This window comes from Kitasatospora sp. NPDC057518, assembly GCF_042802075.1.
In the GTDB taxonomy this organism is placed as follows: Bacteria; Actinomycetota; Actinomycetes; order Streptomycetales; family Streptomycetaceae; genus Kitasatospora.
This window is the reverse complement of the sequence record NZ_JBHVEU010000631.1, coordinates 1-3,882: the sequence shown is the minus strand read 5'-3', so window position 1 is coordinate 3,882 and position 3,882 is coordinate 1. Positions and strand designations below refer to the sequence as shown.

At 75.8% G+C, this 3,882-nt stretch carries 4 protein-coding genes; 1 reads left to right on the top strand and 3 read right to left on the bottom strand.

The window, feature by feature from the left end; genetic code table 11:
* Positions 1 to 90: 90 nt before the first annotated feature.
* A complete protein-coding gene (locus ACFU7Z_RS37475; RefSeq protein ID WP_380782570.1) occupies positions 91 to 648 on the bottom strand; it encodes a hypothetical protein in 558 nt (185 codons plus the stop codon).
* A gap of 189 nt (positions 649 to 837) precedes the next feature.
* On the opposite strand from ACFU7Z_RS37475, the gene ACFU7Z_RS37470 reads away from it, so the two are divergent.
* Positions 838 to 1,629, top strand: a complete 792-nt coding sequence (locus tag ACFU7Z_RS37470; protein WP_143204453.1) for a DUF6348 family protein — start codon at positions 838 to 840, stop codon at positions 1,627 to 1,629.
* Between the two features lie 33 nt (positions 1,630 to 1,662).
* On the opposite strand, the gene ACFU7Z_RS37465 is transcribed toward ACFU7Z_RS37470, so the two are convergent.
* Positions 1,663 to 1,860: a hypothetical protein gene (locus tag ACFU7Z_RS37465; protein ID WP_049648957.1), complete on the bottom strand. Its 198-nt coding sequence runs from the start codon at positions 1,858 to 1,860 to the stop codon at positions 1,663 to 1,665.
* 500 nt (positions 1,861 to 2,360) lie between these two features.
* On the bottom strand, positions 2,361 to 3,587 hold the full coding sequence (locus tag ACFU7Z_RS37460; protein WP_079271718.1) for a PP2C family protein-serine/threonine phosphatase: 1,227 nt from the start codon (positions 3,585 to 3,587) through the stop codon (positions 2,361 to 2,363).
* Positions 3,588 to 3,882 lie beyond the last annotated feature (295 nt).

The following is a 3,882-nucleotide window of genomic DNA, read 5'->3' as shown; positions in this document are numbered from 1 at the left end:
GGTGTGCCCAGCACACCGGGGCCGTCGACGTTTTCCCGCCCGGAAGCCCCCGGAGGCGTCGCGGGGCCACCCGGAGGCATCGCGGGGACCTCAGAGCCCGAGCCGGGCGGCCCGGGCGGCGGCCCGGTCCAGCAGCTGGTGGACGTCGCCCTCCCGGGTGGTCGGGCGGTCGTTGTACTCGTCCGGGGAGCGCGCCGGGCGGCCGGTGGCGTGCAGCACCTCCATCAGCTGGACCCGGGCGGTGCGCACGGTGGCCGGGGTGCCGTAGCCGTGCGCCAGGACGGCGGCCTGCGCGCCGAGCAGGCAGACCCGGCCGGCCTCGTCCCACATCGCGCCCTGGAGCCAGCCGTGCGCCCCGATGTAGCGGGAGGCGAGCCTGAGGTGGTCGGCCGCCGCGACCGGGACGGGCCGGGCGGGCCGGCCCAGCGCCCGGTCGAGCAGGGTGGCCCGGGGTTCGGGGTGGCCGGCCTGCCAGGGCCGCATGGTGCTGCCGTACGGGCAGACGTACGGCACCGGGGTGCGCGCGGGGGCGGGCAGCGAGGCGAGGTAGGCCTCGATCTCGGCGACCAGTCCGGAGTCCGCGGGGCCGAACGGCGGCGGACCGGGGGCGAGGAGGACGGGCGGGGGCGGGGCGGCGCTGCGGGGCATGCGGGTCCTCCGGGCGGACGGCCTTCAGGTTCCGCTGCCCAAAGTGGGGCATACCGGACATTTCCGCGACCGGAGGGCCGCGGGGTCCGCACGGTTTCCCGGTGGGCTGCCAGGCCGATAGCCTCGGCGGCGTTCGAGCGGAGTTCGAGCGCGACCTCATCCGCGCGCTCCCGAGGTGGAGGAGTCCCGGTGGGTCCTCAGGAGCGGCTGGCCGTCATACAGCGCTGTGTGGTCCGCGAGATGGCGCGGCTGGGCCAGGTGTTCCGCCCGGACGGCGAGGTGGTCCGCGGCCCCGGCACCACGGCGGTGGCGGTCCGCGAGCACCCCGGGGACGACGGCGCCGGGCACGTGGACCTCGGCTTCGTGCTGCACCTGGGCCGGGCGGACGCCCCGGTGGTGTGGGACTGCGCGGCCGGCCTCGGCAAGACCGAGGAGGAGAAGCTCGCCAACGCGGTGAAGATGTGGGCGACCACCACCGCCCCGGTGCTGGTCGAGTTCGCGGAGGGCCGCGGGGTGCACGCCGACCGCCCGGCCCTGCCCGAACTCCCGGGCTGGCGAGCGGTGCAGGGGCCGGCCGCGGTGTTCGGCTTCGGCAACGAGCACCTGGCGGGCTGGCTGGCCGAGCACCGGGTGCTGCCGGCGCTCGCGCCCGCGCTGCGCGCGGAGTTGACCGGGACCGGGCCGGTGGGCGTCAAGCTCTTCCTGGGCGGCAAGGCGGGGGACGACGTCGCCGAGGTCCGGGTGGGCGGCGAGGTGTCGGAGGCGGCCTCGGCGGCGCTGCGCGCGCTGGACTGGCCGCGGGGTGAACGGCTGTGCTGGGCCCGGCTGTTCGTCCTGCTGACGGCCGAGCCGGCGGCGTCGGGGCAGCACACGTCGGCGGGTGCCGTGGCACCCGCACCGATGCGTGTCCCGGCCCCGGCGGCCGCGCGCCCCCGGGGACTGTTCGCTCGCTGGCGGGAAGCCAGACGGGCCGGCCGGTAGCCCCGCGGCGGGGGTGCGGACGGCCCGGCCGGATCAGCCTCCGGTGATGCCGGAGATGCTGTGCGCGAGGTTGGCCAGCAGGGAGTTGATGGAGGTCGCGACCGTGGTCTCGTGCAGCATGAAGCCGAACAGGGCGGCGACGATCGCGTGCGGGATCTTCATCTGCTTGTTGCGGATGAAGATGATGCACAGGATCGCGAACAGGACCAGTGCGGAGACGGAGAGTGCCACCCGGACTCACTTCCTCGTTTTCATAGCGTGGTGCCGCCGCCCGGCGGCACCTGCGAAAGCCGGACCCCGGCCTGTCCGACGGTCCCGAGGCGGAATCGCGGACCGTCCGGCACACCGCCGGTGAGGGAGCCCGCGGTCGACCGCTGTCTGTCGTGCCGCACGTGACGCCCCCTATCCCCCGAATCCTGAACAGTCCCGCCCGGACTCAGTGTGGTCGACCGTGCCGATTGCGTAAAGGTCTGAAAGTCAGCCCAACGCCGATATCCTGCGATGCGAGACGAGTTTCCGCCGACCGGGACGATAGCGGAGCCGTCCTGACGAATCGTCGGCGGGGCCGTGCTGAGCGGCCGGGAAACCGTCGGGGGCGGGTAACGGAAGCCAGTGGTCCGGTCAGTCGACGGGGCGTCCGATTTGGCTGAAGATCAGCTGCCAGGCTTGACAGCCGCGGCTGCCTCCGGCATGTGCCCCGGCGACGGGGGCCGGGCGGGTGCCGGCGGGCGTCAGTCGCGCCAGAGCAGCAGCACGGCGCGGTCGTCGTTGATGTCCCGGGCGACCGTCTCGATCAGCGCGCCCGCGGCGCCCGCGCCCGTGCCGGGTCCGCCGCCGGGCACCAGCCGGTCCGCCTCCCCCATCAGCCGGTCCATGCCCTCCCCGAGGTCCCGGCCCGGCGCCTCGACCATGCCGTCGGTGCACAGCATCAGCACGTCGCCCCGGTTCAGCCGGCCGCGCACGCCCTCGAACTTGGCGCCGTCGTAGATCCCCAGCAGCGGGCCCTCGGCCTGCTTGACCTCCCAGCGCCCCTCCCCCGCCAGCCGCTGCATGCCCGGCAGGTGCCCGGCCGAGAGCAGCTCGTACTCACCGGTGTCCAGGTCCAGCACCAGGTGGACGGCGGTGGCGAAGCCCTCCTCCCAGGACTGGCGCAGCAGGTAGCCGTTGGCGGCGGGCAGGAAGTCGTGCGCGGGCAGCGAGCCGACCAGGCCGCCGAAGGCGCCGGAGAGCAGCAGGGCGCGGGAGCCGGCGTCCATGCCCTTGCCGGAGACGTCCGCGAGGACCACCTCCAGCAGCCGCTGGCCGGGGCCGGTGCGCGCGGCGACCACGAAGTCGCCCGAGAAGGACTGGCCGCCGGCCGGGCGCAGCGCCATGTCCGCGTGCCAGCCGTCCGGCAGCTCGGGCACCCGGCTCTGCACCCGCAGCCGCTCGCGCAGGTCGAACAGCATGGTGGAGCCGCCCCACCAGGGCACGCCGACCCGGGCCCGGAACTGGGCGAGCAGCAGGCCGCCCACGCCGGCGGCGCCGACCACCAGGGCCGCGCCCGGGGTCACCCCGTAGAGGTACGCCTCGGGGTTGTTGCTGGCGACCCGCTGGCCGGTGTGGATCACGGACTCGGAGGAGAGGCCGAGGGCGGCCAGCGCGTAGAGCACCACCAGGCTGCCGGGGCGCAGCAGCAGGGCGCCGGCCAGGATCGGCAGGACCAGGGAGGTGGGCGGGGCCCAGCCGGGGATCCAGATGTTGAGCATGATCAGCAGCGGGACGAGCAGGGCGAGCGCGCAGAGCACCGGCCAGTCGGCGGCGCCGCCGCGGAAGTAGTCCACCCCGGCCGTGCGCAGCCTTCGGCGGACCCGGCGGAGCCTCTTGCGCAACCGGGCCGTCACGGACTCGGACGCCGGGGCGGCGCCGGGCCTCGTCGCAGTCGTCTGGGGCGGTGTGCCCGGCGCTCTGCCAGCCATGGGGTCCGACCCTATCCACGGGCACCGCCCGGCGTCGACGGGACGGGGGCGGGCGGTGGTGCCGGAGCGCGGGGCGTCCACCGGGTTTCGGCCGATCGGAACGGTTGCGGGCGTGCCGTCAGGAGGCCTGCGCGGGTTGGGCGTACGAACCGTGCGGGCGGCGCGTGCGCCCCGCGCGCGGAGGTTCCGGCGCGCGGGGGCCTGTGGCCGATCCCACAGGCGGCGCGGGGCCGTTCCGGGCGCGTCACGCGCTTCCGGGGGCCCGGAGACGGCGGCGGCCGGTCGCACGGGAGCC

Coding starts and splice junctions, on each gene's coding strand:
- ACFU7Z_RS37475 (WP_380782570.1), bottom strand. CDS start 648: ATGCCCCGCAGCGCCGCCCCGCCCCCGCCCGTCCTCCTCGCCCCCGGT.
- ACFU7Z_RS37460 (WP_079271718.1), bottom strand. CDS start 3,587: ATGGCTGGCAGAGCGCCGGGCACACCGCCCCAGACGACTGCGACGAGG.